This is a genomic window from Sphingobium sp. FW306-1B-F04DB (assembly GCF_058781925.1).
In genome coordinates, this window is record NZ_JBYSXE010000020.1 from 42,741 (window position 1) to 63,463 (window position 20,723).

The 20,723-nt window shown below is 64.6% G+C and carries 16 protein-coding genes and 2 tRNA genes; 7 read left to right on the top strand and 11 right to left on the bottom strand.

Annotated features, from left to right (window positions below; translation table 11 throughout):
- Positions 1-61 precede the first annotated feature (61 nt).
- The 3 genes from AC3WJD_RS11090 to AC3WJD_RS11100 are packed head-to-tail and all read left to right on the top strand — an operon-like array spanning position 62 to position 5,575.
- Positions 62-859 carry an ImuA family protein gene (locus tag AC3WJD_RS11090; protein WP_492746691.1) on the top strand — a complete coding sequence of 266 codons (798 nt, stop codon included), beginning with the start codon at positions 62-64 and terminating at the stop codon, positions 857-859.
- Positions 750-2,327: a Y-family DNA polymerase gene (locus AC3WJD_RS11095; protein WP_492746692.1), complete on the top strand. Its 1,578-nt coding sequence runs from the start codon at positions 750-752 to the stop codon at positions 2,325-2,327. Before AC3WJD_RS11090 ends, AC3WJD_RS11095 begins: the two co-directional genes overlap by 110 nt.
- Complete coding sequence (locus AC3WJD_RS11100) at positions 2,324-5,575, top strand: error-prone DNA polymerase (protein WP_492746693.1); 3,252 nt, start codon at positions 2,324-2,326, stop codon at positions 5,573-5,575. Before AC3WJD_RS11095 ends, AC3WJD_RS11100 begins: the two co-directional genes overlap by 4 nt.
- A gap of 165 nt (positions 5,576-5,740) precedes the next feature.
- Here AC3WJD_RS11100 and AC3WJD_RS11105 read toward each other — a convergent pair.
- Positions 5,741-5,817 (bottom strand) — tRNA-Arg (locus AC3WJD_RS11105).
- Positions 5,818-5,900: 83 nt separating this feature from the next.
- On the opposite strand from AC3WJD_RS11105, the gene AC3WJD_RS11110 reads away from it, so the two are divergent.
- Positions 5,901-6,419, top strand: a complete 519-nt coding sequence (locus AC3WJD_RS11110) for a hypothetical protein (RefSeq protein ID WP_492746694.1) — start codon at positions 5,901-5,903, stop codon at positions 6,417-6,419.
- Here AC3WJD_RS11110 and AC3WJD_RS11115 read toward each other — a convergent pair.
- Genes AC3WJD_RS11115 through hemB form a run of 3 tightly spaced genes read right to left on the bottom strand, consistent with a single transcriptional unit; the run spans position 6,406 to position 8,478 of the window.
- Positions 6,406-6,954: a gamma carbonic anhydrase family protein gene (locus AC3WJD_RS11115; RefSeq protein WP_492746695.1), complete on the bottom strand. Its 549-nt coding sequence runs from the start codon at positions 6,952-6,954 to the stop codon at positions 6,406-6,408. The two genes, AC3WJD_RS11110 and AC3WJD_RS11115, sit on opposite strands and share 14 nt — an antisense overlap.
- Positions 6,942-7,493 (bottom strand): GNAT family N-acetyltransferase, encoded by a 552-nt coding sequence (locus AC3WJD_RS11120; protein ID WP_492746697.1) that lies wholly within the window; start codon positions 7,491-7,493, stop codon positions 6,942-6,944. Before AC3WJD_RS11120 ends, AC3WJD_RS11115 begins: the two co-directional genes overlap by 13 nt.
- Complete coding sequence (gene hemB, locus AC3WJD_RS11125; protein ID WP_492746698.1) at positions 7,486-8,478, bottom strand: porphobilinogen synthase; 993 nt, start codon at positions 8,476-8,478, stop codon at positions 7,486-7,488. The genes AC3WJD_RS11120 and hemB overlap by 8 nt, the downstream gene beginning before the upstream one ends.
- Before the next feature lie 78 nt (positions 8,479-8,556).
- Here hemB and AC3WJD_RS11130 point away from each other — a divergent pair, with 78 nt between their 5' ends.
- Complete coding sequence (locus tag AC3WJD_RS11130) at positions 8,557-9,444, top strand: diacylglycerol/lipid kinase family protein (protein ID WP_492746699.1); 888 nt, start codon at positions 8,557-8,559, stop codon at positions 9,442-9,444.
- A 467-nt stretch (positions 9,445-9,911) separates the two neighbouring features.
- Here the strand turns inward: AC3WJD_RS11130 and AC3WJD_RS11135 are convergent, their stop codons facing one another.
- From AC3WJD_RS11135 to AC3WJD_RS11155, 5 genes are all read right to left on the bottom strand, one after another.
- Positions 9,912-12,692, bottom strand: a complete 2,781-nt coding sequence (locus AC3WJD_RS11135) for a valine--tRNA ligase (protein ID WP_492746700.1) — start codon at positions 12,690-12,692, stop codon at positions 9,912-9,914.
- Positions 12,693-12,968: 276 nt separating this feature from the next.
- A complete protein-coding gene (locus AC3WJD_RS11140) occupies positions 12,969-15,029 on the bottom strand; it encodes a S9 family peptidase (RefSeq protein ID WP_492746701.1) in 2,061 nt (686 codons plus the stop codon).
- A gap of 68 nt (positions 15,030-15,097) precedes the next feature.
- Positions 15,098-15,544, bottom strand: a complete 447-nt coding sequence (locus AC3WJD_RS11145; protein WP_492746702.1) for a DUF2497 domain-containing protein — start codon at positions 15,542-15,544, stop codon at positions 15,098-15,100.
- A gap of 11 nt (positions 15,545-15,555) precedes the next feature.
- Complete coding sequence (locus AC3WJD_RS11150) at positions 15,556-17,016, bottom strand: TolC family outer membrane protein (RefSeq protein WP_492746703.1); 1,461 nt, start codon at positions 17,014-17,016, stop codon at positions 15,556-15,558.
- A gap of 20 nt (positions 17,017-17,036) precedes the next feature.
- On the bottom strand, positions 17,037-17,690 hold the full coding sequence (locus AC3WJD_RS11155; protein WP_492746704.1) for a protein-L-isoaspartate O-methyltransferase family protein: 654 nt from the start codon (positions 17,688-17,690) through the stop codon (positions 17,037-17,039).
- A gap of 163 nt (positions 17,691-17,853) precedes the next feature.
- Between AC3WJD_RS11155 and AC3WJD_RS11160 the strand changes: the two genes are divergently transcribed.
- Positions 17,854-17,927, top strand: a tRNA-Cys gene (locus AC3WJD_RS11160).
- A 403-nt stretch (positions 17,928-18,330) separates the two neighbouring features.
- Positions 18,331-19,344, top strand: a complete 1,014-nt coding sequence (locus AC3WJD_RS11165) for an IS110 family RNA-guided transposase (RefSeq protein WP_492746705.1) — start codon at positions 18,331-18,333, stop codon at positions 19,342-19,344.
- A gap of 489 nt (positions 19,345-19,833) precedes the next feature.
- Here the strand turns inward: AC3WJD_RS11165 and AC3WJD_RS11170 are convergent, their stop codons facing one another.
- Both AC3WJD_RS11170 and AC3WJD_RS11175 read right to left on the bottom strand, forming a co-directional pair.
- Positions 19,834-20,049: a hypothetical protein gene (locus AC3WJD_RS11170; RefSeq protein WP_492746707.1), complete on the bottom strand. Its 216-nt coding sequence runs from the start codon at positions 20,047-20,049 to the stop codon at positions 19,834-19,836.
- Between the two features lie 19 nt (positions 20,050-20,068).
- Complete coding sequence (locus tag AC3WJD_RS11175; RefSeq protein WP_492746708.1) at positions 20,069-20,344, bottom strand: hypothetical protein; 276 nt, start codon at positions 20,342-20,344, stop codon at positions 20,069-20,071.
- Between the last annotated feature and the right edge of the window lie 379 nt (positions 20,345-20,723).

The window sequence follows — 20,723 nt, forward strand, 5'->3', positions numbered from 1 at the left end:
AGACGCCTTTGCTTGACAGCTAGCCCCTGAAAGGCGCATTTAGAACATAACAGGAACATTGATGAGAGAGTCGTCCGATCACCTCGCCCGGTTGCGCCGGCGCATTGCCCGTATTGCGGGAGCGACCGGGCACACCCTTCAGGACGGACACTTCGCGACGGGGCACGGGGCGCTCGACGCCGCGCTGGGCGGCGGGCTGGCGCGCGGGCGACTTCACGAGCTTTTCGCAGGTGAGTGCGACGATGCAGCCAGCGCATCGGGCTTTGCAGCAATGCTCGCGTTGCGCGCACGCCATGACCAAGCGCCGATATTGTGGCTCAGGACCGATGACGCGGAGCGGCGCTCGGGACGATTCTTTGCTCCCGGTCTGGCCGAACTCGGCGGCAATCCCGATACGCTGTTGCTCGCGCTCGCGCCCGACCCCCGCGCGCTGCTGCGTGGTGCGGCGGACGCGGCACGTTGTACAGGTCTTGGCGCAGTGGTCATTGAATGCTGGGGAAAGAGCCCCCTGCTCGACCTTACCGCGAGCCGGCGGCTGGCGCTCGCCGCCGAGCAATCGGGGGTAACGCTGATCCTGCTCAGGATCGACGCCGCCCCCGTCCCCAGCGCGGCCGACACGCGCTGGGCGGTGCGCGCCGCCGAATCCTCTGCGCTGGAAGCCAATGCGCCCGGACCGGCGCTCTTCGAAATCGAATTACTGCGCCGGCGTACGGGTCCATCGGGCATGTGCTGGCGCGTGGAGTGGGACCGTGACCAATGCCTCTTCCGCGAACCGGCGCTATCTGGCGCTCTGGTTCCCCTTTCTCCCCACGGATCGGCTGAGGCGCCGGCCGCCGCAGAACTGCGCCGCAGCGCTTGAGAGCCATCCCGATGCCCCCTTCGCCTTTGTCGAGAAGATCAAGGGTGCGCTCAGGCTTTCGGCAGTCGACCGGCGCGCGCAGATACTCGGGCTGACGCCGGGGATCGCACTCGCCGATGCGCGCGCGCGCGTGCCCGATCTTCAGGTCTTCGAGCGCGACGACCATGCGGATCAGGACTGGCTCGAGCGGCTTGCCGATGGCTGCCTGCGCTACACACCGATGGTGGCGCTCGATCCACCCGACGGGCTGATCCTCGACATCGCGGGATGCACGCATCTCTTCAGCGGCGAAGCCGCGCTTTCTGTGGATATCGAGGAACGTTGCGCCGCGCTCGGCCTGACCTTGCGCCATGCGATCGCCGCCACGCCCGCCGCGGCGCACGCGCTGGCGCGGCATCAGGCGTTGCCCGCCGTGGACGAAGCCGCGGCGCTCAGGCGCCTCCCCGTCGCCGCGCTGGGGCTTGAGCCCGAGGCGACGCAGGGACTGATCCGCGCGGGATTGAAGACAATCGGCGATCTGGCCGTCCGCCCGATGACGGGGATTGCCGCGCGTTTCGGCAGCGATGCGGTCGAGGCGCTGCGCCATCTGCTGGGTGAAGCCGACCGGCCGATCAGACCACGCCGCGCGCCGCCGCGCATTCTTGCCGAGCGCCGTTTCGCCGAGCCAATCGCACGCACCGAATACGCGCTGACAGCCTTGGGTGAGCTCATGGTCGAAGCCGCGAAGCAGCTCGAGGAACGCAAATGCGGCGGGCGGGGATTCGAGGCGACCTTCTTCCGTAGCGACGGGCTCGCACGCACGCTAGCGATCGAGACGGGCCAGCCGTCGCGCGATCCGAAACGCGTTATGCGGCTTTTCCGCGAGCGGATCGAGGCCTTGCGCGATCCGATCGATCCGGGGTTCGGCTTCGACATGATCCGGCTCGCCGTGCCCGCGATCGAACCACTCGCAGCCGCACAACTCAGGCTGGAGGGCGGATCGACCAACGAGGCGCAGGTGGCTGCGCTGATCGACCAGTTGAGCACGCGGCTGGGCCGCAATCGCGTCCGTCGCTTCACCCCGCGCGACACGCATATTCCCGAACAGTCGCAGCTCGCGCTGCCCGCGGTCGAAACGCATGGCCCCAGCACAGCCTGGCCCGTGTCCGCCCCCGGCGATCCGCCGATGCGCCCGCTCCACCTGTTCGACCCGCCCCAGCCGATCGAGGTAATCGCCGAGGTTCCCGACGGCCCGCCACACCGCTTTCGCTGGCGCCGCATCCTTCACGAGGTTCGCCGCTTCGAGGGGCCCGAGCGGATCGCGACCGAATGGTGGCGCAGGCGCGACGGCGCCACCGACAGGCCGGGCCTCACGCGTGACTATTACCGCGTCGAGGACGCGCGCGGCCGCCGCTACTGGATCTTCCGCCACGGGCTGTACGACGAAAAGCCCGATCCCGGCTGGTACATGCACGGGCTGTTCGCATGAGCGCGCGCTTTGCCGAATTGGTCGCCGCTACGAGCTATTCCTTCATGCGCGGTGCATCGCAGCCATCGGACATGGTCGGCCACGCGATCGCGCTCGACATGGCGGGCATCGGCATCGCAGACCGCAACACCGTCGCGGGTGTCGTTCGTGCTTGGGTCTCGCTCGGGAAGACGCCTGAAGCACGCCGCGAGGCCATGACTGCAACAGGATTCCGCCTGATTGTCGGAGCGCGGCTGGTCTTTGCCGACGGCACTCCCGACATCATTGCCTATCCCGCCACGCGCCATGGCTGGGGCCGGCTCACGCGGCTGCTGACGCTCGGCAATCTGCGCGCCGAAAAGGGCGACTGCATCCTGCGCATCGACGACCTCCTCGCGCACTGCGAGGATTTGCTGCTGATCGTGATGGCCGATGACGAACATGAATTCGCGCTGCGTCGGCTCGCGCGCCAATGCCCCGGATCGGTCTGGCTGGGCGCGACCATGCTTCGCCAGGGACGCGACCATCGCGTGTTGGCAAGTCGGATCCGCCTCGCCTCGCGCACGGGCATCCCTCTGATCGCAACCAATGACGCGCTCTACGCCACGCCCGAACAGCGCCCGCTCCACGACATCGTCACCTGCATCCGCGAGGGCACTACCATCCGCAGCGCAGGACGACGGCTTGCTGCCAATGCCGAACGGCATCTGAAACCGCCCCAGGAAATGGTGCGGCTGTTCCGCGACTGCCCCGAGGCCGTCGCCGAGACCTCGAGACTGCTCGAACGCATCTCCTTCACGCTCGACGATCTGCGTTACGAATATCCGCACGAGCCCGTGCCCCAAGGCTGGAGCCCGCAAAGCTGGCTCGAGCATATGGTGATGCGCAAGGCGCATGAACGGCACCCAGAAGGCATTCCCTATCGCTGGAGCCAGGTGCTGGGCGAGGAGTTCGAGCTCATCCGCAAATGCGGCTTCGCCTGCTATTTCCTGACCGTCCACGACATCGTGAACTTCGCCAGGACCAGCACCCCGCCGATCCTCTGCCAGGGGCGTGGATCGGCGGCCAATTCGCTGGTCTGCTATCTGCTCGGCATCACCGCGATCGACCCGATCGAGAACAACCTGCTCTTCACGCGCTTTCTCTCCGAGGAACGCGGCGAGCCTCCCGATATCGACGTCGATTTCGAGCACGAGCGGCGCGAGGAGGTGATGCAATATGTCTATCGTCGTTACGGCCGCGAACGCGCCGGGATCGCCGCTACGGTCATTCATTACCGTTCGCGCAGCACGATCCGCGAGGTCGGCAAGGCGCTTGGTCTCAGCGAGGACGTGACCGCGCGGCTCGCGAATACGAGCTGGGGCAGCTATGCGAGCGAGGTTCCCGACGAACGCTTTGCCGAGGCCGGGCTCGATCTCGCCAACCCGGAGGTCTCGCGGCTGCGATCGATCGTCGCACAGCTCCTCGAATTTCCACGTCACCTTTCCCAGCATGTTGGGGGATTCGTGCTGACCGAGGACCGGCTCGACGAGACCGTGCCGATCCACAATGCCGCGATGGACGAGCGCACCTTCATCGAATGGGACAAGGACGACATCGACGCGCTGGGGCTGATGAAGGTCGACGTGCTCGCGCTCGGCATGCTCACCTGTATCCGCAAGAGCTTCGACCTGCTGCGCGAGCAGGGACTTGGCGATTACCAGCTGCGATCGCTGCAGGAGACCGACTCCGAGGTTTATGACATGCTCTGCAAGGGCGACAGCATCGGCGTGTTCCAGGTCGAAAGCCGCGCGCAGATCAACATGCTGCCGAGATTGCGGCCGAGGGTTTTCTACGATCTCGTCATCCAGGTCGCGATCGTGCGGCCGGGGCCGATCGAGGGTGATATGGTCCACCCCTATCTCAGGCGGCGCAATAAGGAGGAAGAAGCCATCCTCCCCTCGCCCGGTCCCGGCTACCCCCCCCATGAACTGAAGGATGTCCTCGACAAGACCTATGGCGTGCCGCTCTTTCAGGAACAGGCGATGAAGCTCGCGATCGTCGCCGCGGGTTTCACGCCTGACGAGGCCAATGGTCTGCGCCGCGCAATGGCGACCTTCCGCAATGTCGGAACAATCCACGAATATGAGGAGAAGATGATCGAGGGGATGGTCAAGCGCGGTTACGCGCGCGATTTCGCCGAGCGTTGCTACGACCAGATCAAGGGATTCGGCAGCTATGGCTTTCCCGAGAGCCACGCCCAATCCTTCGCCAAGCTCGTTTATGTCTCGGCTTGGATCAAATGCCACCACCCGGCTGTATTCACCTGCGCGCTGCTCAATTCCCAGCCCATGGGCTTCTACGCCCCCGCCCAGCTCGTCCGCGACGCGCGCGAGCACGGCGTAGAGGTGCGGGAAGCGGACATTAACGCGAGCGGCTGGGACAACAGCCTCGAGCGCCGCGACGATGGCCAGTTCGCGCTCAGGCTGGGCTTCCGCCAGATCGAGGGCTTTCGAGAGGATTGGGCGATTGCACTTACGCAAGCGCGTGGCACGGGCTTCACGCAGGTCGAGCAGTTGGCACAGCGCGCGGGTCTGCCCTCGCGCGCGCTCAGGCTGCTCGCCGATGCCGATGCGTGCAGCTCGATCGGGCTCGGCCGGCGCGATGCGCTATGGGAGGCACGTCGCACGCCGCAGGGGACATTGCCGCTCTTCGCCGCGGCCGATGCCGCCGAGCTTGCCGAGGAACCCGACGCGAAGCTCCCCGCAATGCCACTCGTCGAGCATGTGCTCACCGATTATCAGATGACGCGACTCTCGCTCAAAGGTCATCCGATGGCGTTCCTGCGCAGTGATTTCGTACGGGAGGGCATACTGAACTGTGCCGATACCGCGGCTTCGCGCAACGGCGCCCTCGTGCGCACCGCGGGCATCGTCCTGATCCGTCAGCGGCCAGGCAACGGTAAAGCGATCTTCATCACGCTCGAGGATGAAACCGGGATCACCAACGTGTTGCTCTGGGCGCGGCAGTTCGAACGCTATCGCCGCGCGGTGATGTCGGCGCGGCTGATGCTCGTCGAGGGCGAGGTCCAGCGCAGCAAGGAGGGTGTGATCCATCTGATGGCGAACCGTGTGCTCGATCGCACCGCAATGCTCGACGGGCTTTCAGAAGGGCCGCCGGTCCACCCCGAACTCGCGCATGCTGACGAAGTGACTCACCCGCAGATCCCGCGCGGCCACAGCCACCCGCGTAATGTGCGCATCCTGCCGCGGTCGCGCGATTTCCACTAGACCTTGATCGTTTCAGGCTGAATCAGCCTGAAACGTGAATCAAGGTCTCAACTGTTTGAATAGAGCCTGATTCACGCTTTCGGCGGAAGCGCATAGCGCTTCCGCCTCAACCGATCAGGCTCTGGCGACGGCGTCGGGGAATGGTCGCTTCGATGTCGGAAAAAATGGCGCGCCCGGAACGATTCGAACGTCCGACCCTCAGATTCGTAGTCTGATGCTCTATCCAGCTGAGCTACGGGCGCGTGGTGTGGAGGGGCTCTTACGGGGCAAGTTCGGGGAGCGCAAGTCCGTTGCAGCCATTTTCTTGCGCGTTTAGGTAACGGACATGAAAAAGCCCCTGCCCGCGTCGCCCCTGCTCGTCCTTCTGCTCGCGGGCTGCGCCGCACAAAGCGCCGATTCCCCTTCGCTTGCGCCCCGCCCGATCGAGCAACGCAGCGATGCGATCGAAACCCCGGAGCCGACGCCACCCGCCCCCGCCGATGCGGCACTGAAGGCGAATCTCGAAAGGCTCGTGAAGCAGGCGCGTGACGGGGAATCGGCATTCGCCGCGATTCTCGGACCGGCCGAGCGCGCGGTGTCGGCCGCCCGAGGCGCGGTCGCGGCATCCGAATCATGGGTCGCGGCGCAGCAGCAGATCTCGGCGCTGGACGGTGCGCGAGCGCCAACCGCATCGGCGCTTGCCGAACTCGATTCGCTCTATGTTGACCTCGCCGACAAGGCGACGCGGGACGCCAGCGTTGGCGGCGTCCAAGAAGCGTTCGCGGCGCGCGGCGAGGTCGAATCGCTCAATGACCGCCAGATCGCACGCCTCACCACGCTCCAGGCCGCACTCAGGAACCCGTGATTTCCGCCTTGTGGGCCTTGGCAAGCATCACATAGCCCGCAACCCCCATCAGATTGCCCGCCACCTGTTCCTCGGTGAGCGTCTTCATGAGCTTGGCGGGACGCCCGCCCCACATCTCGTTGAGCCCGATCGTCTTGTGCGGGGTCAGCATGCCCCCCGCGGCGAGCATGCCGCCCGATTCGATCACCGTCCCGTCCATCGTTATCGCACCCAGCCCGACAAAGCCGCGATCCTTGACCGTGGTGCCGTGGAGCATCGCCATATGGCCGACCAGCACATCGTCGCCGATGATCGTGGGATAGCCGCCGTCGCCGCTCCGCCCCGAATCGCAATGGATGACGGTGCCGTCCTGGATGTTCGAACGCGCCCCGATGCGGATGTAGTTAACGTCGCCACGCAGGACGCAATTGTACCAGATGCTCGCCTCGGGCCCGATTTCGACGTCACCGATGATCCGGCAGCCGGGCGCGACGAAGGCGGACGGGTCGATCTTCGGCGTCTTGCCGTTGAACGGAATGATGCTCACGCCTTCCATTGGTCTCTTCCGATTCTGTAGATGATCGTCGGATTGAGCTCGGGCCCAAAACGCGGGTCGATAAAGTCGAGATCGGGCCGCCGCTCCATGCCAAGGCGCTTCATCAGCCCCCATGACCCTTCATTGCCCTGAACCGTCAGCGCCACGACAAAGGGCGCGCCAAGTTTATCAAAGGCATAGTCGAGCGACGCGACGGCCGCCTCCTTCGCATAGCCCTGCCCCCAGGCATCCTCGCGCAGCCGCCAGCCGATCTCGAAGCTGCCGGTCAGGTCGCTGCCTTCCGAATTGAAGCGCTTCAATCCGCAAAAGCCGAGCAGCGTGGCGTCCTCCTTGCGTTCGACGATCCAGAAGCAGTGGCCATATTCCACCTGCGAGGCGGTTATGCGCTGATAGGCTGCCTCATAATCCGCGCGCGTCTGCGCCCCGCCGAGCCAGCGCATCACCGCGGGCGTGTTGAGGTGCGCCATGAAAGCGTCGATATCGGCCTCGTCCCAGGTCCTGAGCCGCAGCCGCTCGGTCTCGGCGATCGTCTCAGCCATTGAGCAGCCGTGCCGCGTGCGCGGCGTGATAGGTCAGCACGCCCGAGCAGCCCGCGCGCTTGAAGGCCATCAGCGTCTCGAGCACCATCGCATCGCGATCGGCGGCGCCCGCCGCCACTGCGGTCTCGATCATCGCGTACTCGCCCGACACCTGATAGGCGAAAACGGGCACCTGGAAGCTATCCTTCACGCGCCGGATGATGTCGAGATAGGGCAGCCCCGGCTTCACCATGACGCTGTCCGCGCCCTCCATCAGGTCGGCCTCGACCTCGCGCAGCGCTTCCTCGGCATTGGCGGGGTCCATCTGATAGGTCTTCTTGTCACCCTTCAGCAGCCCGCGCGAGCCGACCGCGTCGCGGAACGGGCCATAAAAGGCCGAGGCGTACTTGGCCGAATAGGCCATGATCTGGACATTGACGAAGCGCTCGTCCTCAAGCGCCTCGCGGATCGCGCCGACGCGGCCGTCCATCATGTCCGAAGGCGCGATGATGTCAGCGCCCGCGCGCGCCTGGTTGAGCGCCTGGCGGACGAGGATCTCGCTGGTCTCGTCGTTGAGGACATAGCCGTTCGCGTCCACCAGCCCGTCATGGCCGTGCGCGGTATAGGGATCGAGCGCAACATCGGTGAGAATGCCGACCTCGGGCACCGCGTCCTTGATCGCGCGCGTCGCGCGGCACATCAGATTGTCGGGGTTGAGCGCCTCGGCACCGTCCTCGCTGCGCAGCTCGCGCGGCGTGTTGGGGAAGAGCGCGAGGCACGGGATGCCGAGGTCGCGGGCTTCCCTGGCACGCTCGACCATCAGGTCGACCGACCAGCGCGACACGCCCGGAAGACTGGCGACCGGCTCCTCCTGCACTTCACCTTCGCAGACGAAGAGCGGCCAGATCAGATCCGCCGGCGTCAGCACCGTTTCGGCATGGAGCGCGCGGCTCCACGCGGTGGCACGGGGACGGCGGAGGCGGAGCGCGGGGAAAGATGCAGTCATGGCGCACCGCTTTCGACCATCACGCGAGTCGGTGCAAGTTGCTTGCACCATGAACGAAATTGGCGCGTTATGCGCGCAATGCGCACCGTCCGATCCGCGGCCCTGATCGTCAACGCCAAGTCGCGCAAGGGCCGCAAGCTGTTCCGGCGCGCGCGAACGCTTTCGAAGACGCTCGAGTTTCCCGTCAAATGCTATGCGGTCCGCAAGCCGAAGCTGCTCGACGAGACCGTCCGCAAGGCATTGGACGAAGGGCCCGACCTCCTGATTTTGGGCGGAGGCGACGGCACGATCAGCGGGCTCGTCGACCATCTGGTTGGGCATCACGTCGCACTGGGTGTGCTGCCGCTCGGTACCGCCAACAGCTTCGTCCGCTCGCTCGGCATCCCGCTCGACCTTGACGGTGCGATGGAGGTTATCCGGCGCGGGCATTATCGCCGCATCGACCTGGGCAAGATCGACGGCGACTATTTCGCCAATTGTGCGGCGATCGGCATATCGCCGATGATCGCCGAGACCGTGCCGCATGGGCTTAAGGCCACGCTCGGGCGCTTCGGCTATCTGATCTGGGCGACGTGGCAGTTCTTCCACTTCAAACCCTTCACGCTGATCGTCGGCGAGGGCGCCGAGGCGAAGCGGATGCGAGTGGTCGAGGTCCGCATCGCCAATGGCGGCTATCATGGCGGCACCGAACTGGTCGACGAGGCCGACCCGGGCAGCGGCGAGATCGTCGTGCAGGCGGTGATGGGCCATGTGAAACGCTGGCTGATCTGGAACTGGTTCACCAGCTTCTTCCGCCTCGAGGCGCGCAAGGAGACGGTCGAGAGCTTCAGCGGCCAGCGGCTGCGTATCGCAACCGAGCCACCGCTTGCCATCTCGATCGACGGCGAGGTCCTGGCGAAGACGCCCGTCACCGCGTCTATCGCGGCGGGGATCATCGAGGTGGCGGCGCCGCGGCCCTCCCAGTGATCGATTGTGTCGATCATTGGGGATGAAATTCACACCGTTCAATAGCGCAGAAACCCTTCGATTTGCCATCGCGAAAGATCGAAGAAATCGATCAATGACCGACAGGCAATATCAATGACCGATAGGCAATAAGGGGCGCTGCCTGTCGAAACGGCCCTTGGGCGAGAAGGCTTACCGGGAAGCCGCATCGGCAAGGATATGACCGATGAGGGCCGTGTAGGACAGCCGTTTTTGGGTGATTGCGAGCCGTAGCGGATGTTGCGTTTAACCCCTCTCCCGCCTTCGCGGGAGAGGTTGGGTGAGGGTCTTCTTCTTCTTGTTCTTCAAGTCTCTTCGAAATCAGGCCGGACAAGACCCTCACCGACTGCGACTAGGCCGCACGCGGCCAAGTCTGCGTTGCCTCTCCCGCGAAAGCGGGAGAGGGTTCAGCGCTGATTCCGCCCTCCACCTCTATCCGGAAACCGGCGCTACCCCAGCCGCGCCAGCGCCGCCTGGAGCCGTTCGGCTTCGGCGGATTTCTCGGCGTGGTCGGCACGCGCCTTCTCGACCGCCTCGGGCTTGGCGCGTTCGACGAAGCTGGGGTTGTTGAGGCGTCCGGCGAGCGAATCGCGTTCCTTCGACGCAGCCTCGATCCCTTTTGACAGCCGCGCACGCTCGGCGGCGAGATCGATCACGCCTTCGAGCGGGAGGACGAAGGTCGCTTCGTCGACCACGACCTGCGCAGCGCCGCCGGCAGGCGCGGCATCGAGGCTAAGCCCATCGATCCGCGCAAGACGGCCGAGCGCGGCCCCCTGACGCTCGAGGCGTTCGGCGGTCAGCGATGAAGCATCGCGAACGTGGAGCGCGAGCCGTGCTCCGGGCGGTACGTTGAGCTCGGCGCGCGCCGTGCGGATTTCGGAGACGAGGCGGATCAGCCAGTCGATTTCCGCGGCAGCCTGTGTGTCGAGGACATGCGTGTCCGCGTGCGGCCACTCAGCGACGATGATGTCATGCTCGCGCTCGCCCATCGCGTGCCACAGCTCTTCGGTGATGAAGGGCATGAAGGGGTGCAGCATGACGAGGATCTGGTCGAGCACCCAGCCAGCGACGGCTTTGGTTTCCTCGTCGATCTGGCCCTTGATCAGCTCCAGATACCAGTCGCAGAAGCGGCTCCAGGTGAACTGGTAGATGGTGTTCGCCGCCTCATCGTAGCGCAGGTCGGCGAAGGCGAGATCGAGCTTCTGCACGGTCTCGATCGTCTCGGCGACGATCCAGCGATTGACCGCGAGCGTGGTGTCGGGCGCACGCAGCGTTTTCGACGCGCCGATGCCATTGGCCTGGCAGAAGCGCGACGCGTTCCACAGCTTGGTCGCGAAGTTGCGATAGCCCTCGACGCGCTTCTCATCCATCTTGATGTCGCGGCCCTGGCTTTCCATCGCGCAGAGCGTGAAGCGCAGCGCATCAGCGCCGTATTTGTCGACGAGCCCGAGCGGATCGACGGTGTTGCCCTTGGACTTGGACATTTTCGAGCCGTCTGCCGCGCGGACAAGACCGTGTAGATACAATGTCTTAAACGGCACTTCTTCCATGAAGTGCAAACCCTGCATGATCATGCGCGCATCCCAAAAGAAGAGGATGTCGAAGCCCGAGATCAGCACGTCATTGGGGTAGTGGCGCTGCAGCCTGGTGGTGTTTTCGGGCCAGCCCAGCGTGCCGAAGGGCCAGAGCGCCGAGGAAAACCAAGTGTCGAGCACATCGCTGTCACGCCAGATTCCGATGATCACTTTTCCCGAGCTTGCTGCGGCCGCTTCGGCATCCAAGGCCGCCCGTTCAGTCGGAAAGGTTCGAACCTCACAACCGTAATAGTCTCTAGCAGCAGCCAAAGCTGCATCTTCATTGCTCTGAACGAAGATTTCGAGCTGTTCGCTAAGGCGCTGCTTTTGAACGGGATCTTCGGAGTAGCCGTGCGTGATATGGTCGCCGTTCCGCTTTGGCCCATACCATGCGGGGATCTGGTGTCCCCACCAGAGCTGGCGGCTGACGCACCAGGGCTGGATGTTCTCGAGCCAGTTGTAATAGGTCTTTTCCCATGTCTTGGGCACGACCTTGATCGCGCCCGAACGCACCGCCTCGATTGCGGGCTTCGCGAGCGTCTCGGCGTCGACATACCATTGGTCGGTCAGCCAGGGCTCGATCACCGAGCCCGAGCGATCGCCATAGGGCGTCTGGATGACCCGGTCCTCGACCTTTTCGAGCACGCCCAGTTCCTCGAGCATCGCGACAACGCGCTTGCGCGCCTCGAAGCGCTCGAGACCGAGCAGATCGGCGGGGATGAGGCCATCGGCGGTCTGGACGACATTGGCCTCGGCATCGAGCATGTTGAGCATCTCGGACGCCTTGAAGCCGGCGCGCCTGCCCACCTCGAAGTCGTTGAAATCATGCCCCGGCGTGATCTTGACTGCGCCCGAGCCAAGTTCGGGATCGGCATGCTCGTCGGCGATGATGGGGACGAGGCGGCCGGTGATCGGCAGGCGGACATTCTTCCCCATCAGCGCCTTGTAGCGTTCGTCCTCGGGATTCACCGCGACCGCCATGTCGGCGAGCATCGTCTCGGGACGCGTGGTGGCGACCGAGATCGTGCCCGAGCCGTCCTCGAGCGGGTAGGCGAGATGCCAGAACTTGCCGTTGATCTCCCGCGTCTCGACCTCGAGATCGGAGATCGCGGTCTTGAGGCCCGGATCCCAGTTCACCAGCCGCTTGTCGCGGTAGAGCAGCTTCTGGTTGTAAAGGTCGACGAACACCTTGAGGACGGCCTTCGAAAAGCCCTCGTCCATCGTGAAGCGTTCGTTCGCCCAGTCCATCGAGCAGCCGAGGCGGCGGAGCTGGCGTGTGATCTGGCCGCCCGACTGCGCCTTCCATTCCCAGACATGTTCGACAAAGGCCTCGCGGCTCATGTCGGTGCGCTTGACGCCCTGCGAATTGAGGTTGCGCTCGACCACCATCTGCGTGGCGATGCCCGCATGGTCGGTGCCGACCACCCAGAGCGCGTCCTTGCCCTGAAGCCGCGCGTGACGGACGAGCACGTCCTGCAGCGTGTTGTCGAGCGCGTGGCCGATATGCAGGCTGCCCGTCACATTGGGCGGCGGGTTGACGATGGTGAAGGGCACCGCATCGCCCCTTTCGGGGCGAAACAGTCCATTGTCTTCCCAATGGGCATACCAGCGCGCCTCGATGGACGCAGGATCGAAGGTCTTTGCAAGTTCAGTCATGGTGCCGGGGCTGTAGCCGAGACTTGCGTGGTTTGGGAACAGGCTTGATCCGCCAAACTGTCATTCCCGCGAAAGCGGGAATCCAGAGACACCGACGCTGCAGAACATGGTCGAATGTTCCCCTTGGTCCATTTGTCGACCCATCCAATTCCCTCGTGCCTCCGCGTCTCCGTGTGAGAAAGAAACGATGTTCGCGCGGAGACGCGGAGACGCGAAGAGAAAGGGAAGCGGGAAAGCGACTTCGACAGGCTCAGCTCGAACGGAGTCGGGGGAGCGTTACTCCCCCTGCCCCTTGGTCCATTTCGCGAGCCAGCTCTGCACTTCCTGATACCACTGCATCGAATTCTTGGGCTTCAGGATCCAGTGGTTCTCGTCGGGGAACATCACGAGCCGCGACGGAATCTCGCGCCGCTGAAGCGCGGTGAATGCCCCGAGGCTCTGGCTGTAGGGAATGCGGAAGTCCTTTTCGCCATGGATGACGAGCATCGGCGTCTTCCACTTGGCGACGTGGTTGACGGGGTTCCACTTCTCGAATTCTTCCGGAACTTCGAAATAGGTGCCGCCATGCTCCCATTCGTCGAACCAGAGCTCCTCGGTCTCGTACGACATGGCGCGCGCGTCGAACACGCCCGCATGGGTGACGAGGCACTTGAAGCCGTCAGGCCACTGGCCCGCGATCCAGTTCATCATATAGCCGCCATAGGAGCCGCCGAGCGCGCAGGCATTGGTGATATCGGCCTGCGGATCGATGCGGCCGACTTCGGCGAGGCCGAGCTTGAGATCCTGCAGCGGCTTGCCGCCCCAGTCCTTGTTGATGCTGTCGGTGAAGGCCTGGCCGTAGCCCGTCGAGCCGTGGAAATCGATCGTGACCGCGGCATAGCCGGGCGCCGCGAACAGCTTCGGGTTCCAGCGATAGGACCAGCCATTGCCGAACGAGCTCTGCGGGCCGCCATGAACGAGCAGGGCGACGGGAAGCTTGCCCGTGGCGCCCTCGTTCCTGACGATCTGCCCCCAGACGGGATCGCCATTGGCGCCCGCGAATTTGAAGCGCTTGACGCTGACCTTGTCGATCTCGGCCAGCTTGTCCGCATTGACGCGCGTGAGCTGGGTCAGCTTGCCCGCCTTGTTCATGCGATAGAGGTCGTCGGGCGCCTGGATGCTGTTGAGCGTGATCAGCGCGCCGCCATCGGCGAGCGGGATCACATTGCCCGCGGTGCCCTCTCCGGTCAGGCGCGACACCTTGCCCGTGGCGACATCGACGCGGAAGACCGCGTCGTCGAGCGTGTCGCCCGCGGTGACGAGCAGGCTCTTGCCGTCCTTGGCCCAGGCGATCGAGCCGACCGACCGGTCCCACGCTTCGGTCAACGCGCGCGTCTCGCCGGTGGCTAGTTTGCGCAGCTGGACGACCATGCGGTCGGCTTCATAGGTCGGCCGCTTCATCGCGGCATAGGCGAGCCACTGGCCGTCTGGCGAAACCGCGGGGAGGTTGTCGGTGGCGTCGGTGGCGTCGGTCAGGTTGACCGGCGCGCCGCTGCCGTCCGCGGGGCTCGCAAAGATATCGAGATTGGTCGAGGTCGACTCGATCCGCCCCGCCTCACGCAGCGCGAAATAGATCGTCTTGCCATCGGCGCTCCACGCGATTTCCTCGCCGGCGCCATAGGGCTTGGAGGGGGTGTCGCCGACGAGGTCGCCGACCACCGACACGCCGCTGCCCGTCGCCTTGCCGTTCTCGAGCGGGAACACGTAGAGCCGCGAACGCTCGGCGGGATTTTCCCATTCGTCCCAGTGGCGGACGAAGAGCTGGTCATAGGTGCGCCCGCTACCAGTCGCCGTGTTGCCCAGACGAACGTTCGAGCACTCGAAATCCTTGCAGGCGAGATGTCGGTCAGCCCACACCGCGACCTTGTCATTGGCGGGCGACAGCGCATAGCCCGCGATGTCGGCGGACAGGCTCGTCACCTGCTCGCCCTGACCGCCCGGCAGCGCGACGCGCCAGAGCTGCTCGGTGCCCGCGGCATTGCTCATGTAATAGAGATATTTGCCGTCGGCGGAGAATTTCGGGTCGTGCTCGTTCTTGTCGGCGGCCGAGGCGATCTTGACGGGCGTCGCGCCCTTTTTGGTCAGGTCGAGCAGCCAGATATCGGTCAGCCCCTTGTTCGCGGCGAGGTCGGTCTCGCGCAGCTGATAGGCCGCCCATTTGCCGTCGGGGGAAACCGTCGGCGCCGCGATCCGGCGCATCGTCGCCAGGTCTTCGGGAGTCATGGGGCGGGCAAGGACGGCGGTGGGTGTCTGGGCGATGGCGAGCGCACCCAGGCTCGCGAGCAGCAGCTTTTTCATGGGCGCCACGGCTAGCACGCCGAAGCGCGCACGAAAAGAAGCTAAAAACGCAAGATTCTAGCCGCCGATCAAAGCCCGCGATCGATGATCCGCGCGACTTCCTTGGCGACGATTCGCTCGACGATCTCGGGAAGGTTGGCATCGAGCCAGTCCTTGAGCATCGGGCGCAGCATTTCGCGCACCAGCCCTTCGAGCGTGTTGTCGCCCGCCTCGGGCTTGACGATCAGAGCCGAAAGTGAAGCGAGCTTTTCACGGCTGGCAATCGCGGCGTTTTCGGACACCAGCGTCGCTGCCCGCGCGGGCGTTTCGGCCGCCACGGGCTGGGGTTCAGGCTCGGCTACCGTCTCCGTCAGCTCGAGCACCTCTTCCTCGGGTTCGGGCTCGGGCGCCGGCTTTGGCTTGCGCGTGGAAGCGCGGGTGCGCGCGGCGACCGCCCCCTCGCCTTCCTCGGCGATGATCCGTTTGATCGAGGAGAGGATCTCCTCCATCGACGGTTCGTTGGCGATGTCTCCCATATGCAACGGCCTCAATTCTTGGGCAGAGGCGTAACTGACGAGTTTTGGGCGGGCGTGTCAACGGTGCGCGTGGCGACAGGTTCTGGCGTCGGGCCCGTCGCCCAGTCGCCGATATTGCGGCGTGCTTCGCGATAATTGACCGTCGGGTCGTAGAGCGGCCCGCCATCGAGGCCGAGATCCTGCGCCTCGGCCTGCCCCATCGCCGCGAGCAGCGAGAAGCCCGCGACATAGGCGTCGCGCCGCGCAGTCACCAGCAGCACCTGCGAATTGAGCAGTTCCTGCTCGGCATTGAGGATATCGAGGATGGTGCGTGTGCCGACGCTGTTCTCGGCGCGGACGCCCTCCAGCGACAGCCGGTTGGCGGCAACCGCAGTCTCGGCGCTCTGGATCACCTGCTGCGCGGCCTGCCAGCTGGCATAGGAGGCGCGCGTCTGCGCGATCACGTCGCGCTCGACCGCGATCTGCTGCTCGATCGCCTGGCTTTCACGCGCCTGCGCCTGGCGCACGCGGGCGGACGGTGCACCGCCCTGATAGATCGGGATCACCGCCTGCACACCGACCGAGGCCGAGGTCGTGCTCTGCGAGAACGCGACGCCGGGCACATCGCTGCCGAGCGTACCCAGATAATTGTCGTAGCTGCCGCCCGAAACCGCGGTCAGTCGCGGCAGCCGCGTCGCATGCGCGGCGCGGACGTCAAAGCGCGCCGCATCACGGTCCTTGGCGGCGGCGATCAGATCGGGATTGTCGACAAGCGCGACTTCGACCGCCTGATCGGGCGACGCGGGCAGGTTGGGCAGCGCGGGGGGCAGCGCGAGCGCGTCGGGTGCGCTGCCCACGACCTGGATATAGCGTTCCTTGCTCGCGATCAGATTGGCCTGCGCCACCTGCAGCCGCGAGCGCGCGTCAGAAAGCCGCGCCTCCGACTGGGCAATGTCGGTACGGGTCAGGTCACCCACCTCGAAGCGATCCTTCGTCGCCTGCAGATTGACGTCGAGGACACTGACATTGGCCTGATTGAGCTGAACCACGGCCTCGTCACGCAGGACGTCGGTATAGGCAGCGACCACCTGGCTGAATACGCTCGACTCGGTGCCGCGCAGGACGGCGCGGCCTGCCTCCACGCGCGTATCGGCCGCGCGGATCGCATTCCTAACGCCGCCACCGCGATAGATCGGAACCTGCAGCTGCGCCGCCCCCGATGCACTGCGCGTCGGCGCGTTGAAGCTGTTGGCGGGCTTGACCAGGATTTCGGTATAGTCAGCGGTCAGGTTGGCGCTGGGGAGGCCGTCGGCACGCGCAAGCGGCACATTCTCGTCCTCCGCGCGCTGACGCGCCCGATCGCCGGTCAGCGTGGGATTGGTGCCATAGGCCTTGACCAGTGCCTCGCGCAGCGTCTCCGCCGATGCCGGAGCCGATACAAGAGCAAGTGCAATCGCCGCTCCGGCAAGCGTTCGGGATTTGATGCTACGCAAGCTCGTCACCTTCTTATTTTTTAGAACACGAAGCCCCTGGAGGGAGCGAAGCCCGGAAGAATCGCGGTCTCGGCATCGACAAAGTCGACAAGCGCCAGCGAATCGCCCGCCTTGTGCCCGGTCGCGAGCCGCGTCACGCCGCGCTCGACGATGCCCGTCGCGATGCGGCCGCCATCCTTGAGTTGCGCCTTGATCGCGTCCGGGATTTGCTCGACCGCGCCGTCAATCAGGATCGCGTCATAGGGCGCGCTCTTGGCCCAGCCTTCAGCGAGGGGGCCGGAGACGATCGCCACACGCGCGTTCCCGGCAAGTGCCTTGCCTGCCGCATCGGCCAGCGCCTTGTCCTGTTCAAGCGCAGTGACCGTCACGCCAAGTTCGGCGAGCAACGCGGCCGCATAGCCCGTGGCCGCGCCGATCACGAGCACCTTCTCGCCCGCGCGAGCGCGAAGCGTGGCCAGCAACCGGCCCGTCGCAGCGGGCGTGTTGAGCGTCCGCCCTTCGGCCACCGGCACCAGCATATCGATATAGGCGAGCGCAGCGCGATCGGCGGGGACAAACGCCTCGCGCGCCACCGCGCCCATCGCGGCGACGACCTGCGGATCGTTCACGGCCCACGTCCTCAGCTGGTTCGAGACCATGGCACGGCGCATCGATTCAAAATTCGGTTCGGTCATAACGGTTTCCAGATCGCACAACTGTTTTAGTCATGCAATACACTAAATGGGGTGACAGGCGCTTCTATCCCGTGCCACGCGCGTCGCCAAGCGCAAGTCGGTAACAAAATGTCGCATCCCCCGGTTGACAGCGCCCGCCGCTCCGCGCAGAGCAGCGCGCCTCGGCCCGATGGCGGAGTGGTTACGCAGAGGACTGCAAATCCTTGCACGCCGGTTCGATTCCGGCTCGGGCCTCCACTCCAAGTCTCTGTGTTGACGTCATTAATCTGACGGAGGCTTCGGCGGCGCCTTGGGCGTCCGATGACGCGTGTGCGATTCTGGTGCAACGGGTCGTTTTGAGCGAGCGTGCTTGACGGCAGGCTTGCCCTGAGCGCGCTCGAGCGCCTTCATTGCCCGCGAGATCTCTTCATCTCTGGTGTGGATATAGCGGAGCGCCGACGCCACGGTCTTGTGACCGCTGATCCTCATGAGGCCGGCTAGATCAATACCCGTCGCGGCAACATCGGTGATGGATGTCCTGCGCACCGTGTAAGGCTTGACTTTCTTGCAGTCGAGATGCGCGCGGTCGACGCATTTAATGGGATGGACGGCTCTCCCTCCTCAGCGGAGGCTGATCGCCTCACCGAACAGGAGACGGAACATGGAAGTGGCATTCCTTGGGATCGATCTGGCGAAGAACATTTTTCAGCTTCACGGCGAAGACGCCGATGGCCGAGTTGTCCTGCAACGCCGGGTCCGACGCGACAGGCTGATGACCGAAGTGGAAGCTCTGCCGCCGTGCACCGTGGCGATCGAAGCGTGCACGGGTACCTTCTACTGGCAGCGCCGGTTCGAAGCCGTTGGACATCGGGTTCGGATCATTGCGCCGCAGTATGTTAAGCCGTTCGCCCAGCACCAGAAGAACGACCGTAACGACGCCGCAGCCATCTGCCGGGCAGCCAGGCAACCCAACATGAAGTTCGTTCCCGGCAAGACTCTCGAGCAGCAGGACATCCAGGCCCTCCACCGTGGGCGGCAACGGTTGGTGAACCACCGAACCGCACTCGTCGCACAGATGCGTGGCCTGCTACTCGACCGTGGGGTCGCGTTCGCTCAGTCGATCACGCGGGCACGGCGCGAGATCCGGCTGCTGCTCGAAGAAGACGCATCGGAGCTCAGCGACCTGTTTCGATCTATGCTGGCCCAGCTCTACGCCTGCCTCCTCGCTCTCGACCAGCGGATCGCGTGGTTCGATGCCGAGATCGAGAAGGTGTTCCGCTCAAGCGAGACCTGTCGTCGCCTGGCCAAGATCAGAGGTGTTGGCCCAAAGACGGCGACCGCCATCGTCGCTGCCGTCGGCGACGGAGCCGAGTTCTCCAACGGCCGGCACCTTGCGGCTTGGATGGGCCTCGTGCCCCGGCAACACTCGAGCGGCAATCGGCAGCGCTTGTTCGGCATATCCAAGCGTGGCGACCGTCATCTTCGAACATTGCTGATCCACGGCGCGAGGGCCGTGGTTCGAACTTCGCGTGCTCGCGATGAGGCACAAAGCAACTGGATCAGGGATCTCGAAGCGCGGCGCGGCGCTGCCAAGACCATTGTGGCCGTGGCCAACAAAAATGCCCGCGTGATTTTCGCGATGCTCAAGAAGGGAACGGAATTCCGGGCGGCCTGACGGGCGTCCGGGGAGGTGTGAACGATCAGAGAAGTGTACCGGCCGACGTGACCGGCGCGTGAGGAACCTGTCTTTTATAATGGCTCATCGAAGCCGCCCAATTGTTGAGGCTCACGCCGCGCGGATTACCCATTTGGGCGCGCCAGCATTCCTGGTGACGCCGGATAGATGTTGGCACCCAAGTTCGCCGGGATCACGGATCAAATCGCTTGCACCGGGAGAGCCGTCCATAGATGTAGAACATCGGCAAGGTACGCAACTCGGGGGCATCCAGCCTTTTGGGGCGACGGAAACAGCCAACCTGTGTCGGTGCCGGTAGCCTGAAGATGCTCGAAGCGCCGCTGGCGAAGCGATCGGGCAAGTTCTGCCGTGATCGGCTGAACCGAGGTCCGGCCTTTGCCTCCGGGATGCTGAGTTCATCTCGAACCTCATCCACATGTTCGTGCCGGGCGTTGAGAACCTCGTCGGGCCGCATGGCCGAGCCGGCCATCATCTGAAGGAAGAGAAGCTGATGATGCCGGCGCCGTCGCGCGCAACCGCAAAGCTATGACTGAGACCATCCCATCGGACCGCGAGCAATGTTCCGTCGCTCAGCGCGATCGAGAAACGTGCCACGCCCTCATCATCCGGGGTGAGTGTGATCATCTGCTCGATGTCGCCCGAGATCCTCAGCCGGCCGGCATGGGGTTTGATCAGGATCGTCATGCATGTCTGCATTTCATAGTCAGCGCATGCGCCTCAGCGCATGTTTCCAGTCTTCCTCGCTCGGCATCGACAGCTCGGTATCATTGTCGAGTACGGTGAGTTCGAGGCGGGGCAGCGTCTCTGGGCGCCCGAGCGCGCGGCATTTCGCGCGACGCATGCGCCGGGACATCAGCCGCAGCGCGTTGTTCCAGCCCTTCTTCTCGAAGCGCCACCACAATGCATGGCCGTCGAAGATCGCCGAGTGACCGCAGCGACAGGTAAAGCGCACCGTTTTGTGCCGCGCCGCCGCGTCCAACAGATCCTTGATGGGATTGGGCAGGCGACAGCCATTCGCTAGCATATTGAATATTCAGGCCGTGACGCCGAGGAAACAATCTGCTCCACGCCTATTTTGTTCGCTCTTTGTTCCATGATAAGCTTGTTCCACCAGTCGCAAACGGCGGAACCAGAATCATGTCCAAGCCGCCTAAACAGCGGTCATTTTGAATTCAAGCTGGAAGCGAACTGTCGGGAGACGCATCCGTGGCGGGCGTTTGCGGGATCGAGAGCTTCGGACCCCATTCCATGCCATAAGCCGCAAGTCCCCATTCGCCGACATGCACGAACCCGCTTCGCGGGAGGTTCGCGGGGGCGTGAGATAGCGTGGTAATCATAGGCTTTGGGCGGGGAGAGGC

Coding starts and splice junctions, on each gene's coding strand:
- AC3WJD_RS11090 (WP_492746691.1), top strand. CDS start 62: ATGAGAGAGTCGTCCGATCACCTCGCCCGGTTGCGCCGGCGCATTGCC.
- AC3WJD_RS11100 (WP_492746693.1), top strand. CDS start 2,324: ATGAGCGCGCGCTTTGCCGAATTGGTCGCCGCTACGAGCTATTCCTTC.
- AC3WJD_RS11110 (WP_492746694.1), top strand. CDS start 5,901: ATGAAAAAGCCCCTGCCCGCGTCGCCCCTGCTCGTCCTTCTGCTCGCG.
- AC3WJD_RS11115 (WP_492746695.1), bottom strand. CDS start 6,954: ATGGAAGGCGTGAGCATCATTCCGTTCAACGGCAAGACGCCGAAGATC.
- AC3WJD_RS11120 (WP_492746697.1), bottom strand. CDS start 7,493: ATGGCTGAGACGATCGCCGAGACCGAGCGGCTGCGGCTCAGGACCTGG.
- hemB (WP_492746698.1), bottom strand. CDS start 8,478: ATGACTGCATCTTTCCCCGCGCTCCGCCTCCGCCGTCCCCGTGCCACC.
- AC3WJD_RS11130 (WP_492746699.1), top strand. CDS start 8,557: ATGCGCACCGTCCGATCCGCGGCCCTGATCGTCAACGCCAAGTCGCGC.
- AC3WJD_RS11135 (WP_492746700.1), bottom strand. CDS start 12,692: ATGACTGAACTTGCAAAGACCTTCGATCCTGCGTCCATCGAGGCGCGC.
- AC3WJD_RS11140 (WP_492746701.1), bottom strand. CDS start 15,029: ATGAAAAAGCTGCTGCTCGCGAGCCTGGGTGCGCTCGCCATCGCCCAG.
- AC3WJD_RS11145 (WP_492746702.1), bottom strand. CDS start 15,544: ATGGGAGACATCGCCAACGAACCGTCGATGGAGGAGATCCTCTCCTCG.
- AC3WJD_RS11155 (WP_492746704.1), bottom strand. CDS start 17,690: ATGACCGAACCGAATTTTGAATCGATGCGCCGTGCCATGGTCTCGAAC.
- AC3WJD_RS11165 (WP_492746705.1), top strand. CDS start 18,331: ATGGAAGTGGCATTCCTTGGGATCGATCTGGCGAAGAACATTTTTCAG.
- AC3WJD_RS11170 (WP_492746707.1), bottom strand. CDS start 20,049: ATGACGATCCTGATCAAACCCCATGCCGGCCGGCTGAGGATCTCGGGC.